Origin of the sequence: Gilliamella apicola (assembly GCF_003202915.1) — a bacterium.
Lineage (GTDB): Bacteria > Pseudomonadota > Gammaproteobacteria > Enterobacterales > Orbaceae > Gilliamella > Gilliamella apicola_Q.
In genome coordinates this window covers 1-1,480 of record NZ_QGLP01000014.1, presented here as the reverse complement: position 1 = coordinate 1,480, position 1,480 = coordinate 1, and the positions used below count along the sequence as shown (strand labels likewise).

Below are 1,480 nucleotides of genomic sequence, written 5' to 3'. Positions count from 1 at the left end.
GCGGTTAAGCTATCTACTTCTGGTGCAACCCACTCCCATGGTGTGACGGGCGGTGTGTACAAGGCCCGGGAACGTATTCACCGTGACATTCTGATTCACGATTACTAGCGATTCCGACTTCATGGAGTCGAGTTGCAGACTCCAATCCGGACTTAGACGTACTTTATGAGGTCCGCTTGCTCTCGCGAGGTCGCCTCCCTTTGTATACGCCATTGTAGCACGTGTGTAGCCCTGGTCGTAAGGGCCATGATGACTTGACGTCGTCCCCACCTTCCTCCGCTTTATCAACGGCAGTCTCCTTTGAGTTCCCGACCAAATCGCTGGCAACAAAGGATAAGGGTTGCGCTCGTTGCGGGACTTAACCCAACATTTCACAACACGAGCTGACGACAGCCATGCAGCACCTGTCTCACAGGTCCCGAAGGCACTCTCGCATCTCTGCAAGATTCTGTGGATGTCAAGACCAGGTAAGGTTCTTCGCGTTGCATCGAATTAAACCACATGCTCCACCGCTTGTGCGGGCCCCCGTCAATTCATTTGAGTTTTAACCTTGCGGCCGTACTCCCCAGGCGGTCGATTTATCGCGTTAGCTTCGGAGCCCATCACTCAGGGCAACAAACTCCAAATCGACATCGTTTACAGCGTGGACTACCAGGGTATCTAATCCTGTTTGCTCCCCACGCTTTCGCATCTCAGCGTCAGTATCTGTCCAGAAGGCCGCCTTCGCCACCGGTATTCCTCCACATCTCTACGCATTTCACCGCTACACGTGGAATTCTACCTTCCTCTACAATACTCTAGTTAACCAGTTTTAAGTGCAATTCCTAGGTTGAGCCCAGGGCTTTCACACCTAACTTAATTATCCGCCTACATGCCCTTTACGCCCAGTCATTCCGATTAACGCTCGCACCCTCCGTATTACCGCGGCTGCTGGCACGGAGTTAGCCGGTGCTTCTTCTGTAATTAACGTCAATTGATGCACCTATTAGATACATCACCTTCCTCATTACCGAAAGTACTTTACAACCCGAAGGCCTTCTTCATACACGCGGCATGGCTGCATCAGGGTTCCCCCCATTGTGCAATATTCCCCACTGCTGCCTCCCGTAGGAGTCTGGACCGTGTCTCAGTTCCAGTGTGGCTGGTCATCCTCTCAGACCAGCTAGAGATCGTCGCCTTGGTAAGCCTTTACCCTACCAACTAGCTAATCCCATATGGGTTCATCAAATGGCGCATGGCCCGAAGGTCCCATGCTTTGGTCTCTCAACTTTATGCGGTATTAGCAGTCGTTTCCAACTGTTGTCCCCCTCCATTCGGCAGATCCCCATACTTTACTCACCCGTCCGCCACTCGTCATCAAGTGCAAGCACTCATGTTACCGTTCGACTTGCATGTGTTAAGCCTGCCGCCAGCGTTCAATCTGAGCCATGATCAAACTCTTCAATTTAAAGTTTGATGCTCAATAACTGTCTCTGACATA

1 rRNA gene is annotated in these 1,480 nt (G+C 51.5%); it reads right to left on the bottom strand.

Annotation, left to right across the window (positions count from 1 at the left end):
* A 16S ribosomal RNA gene (locus tag DKK79_RS14260) occupies positions 1 to 1,447 on the bottom strand; the annotation flags it as partial.
* Positions 1,448 to 1,480 lie beyond the last annotated feature (33 nt).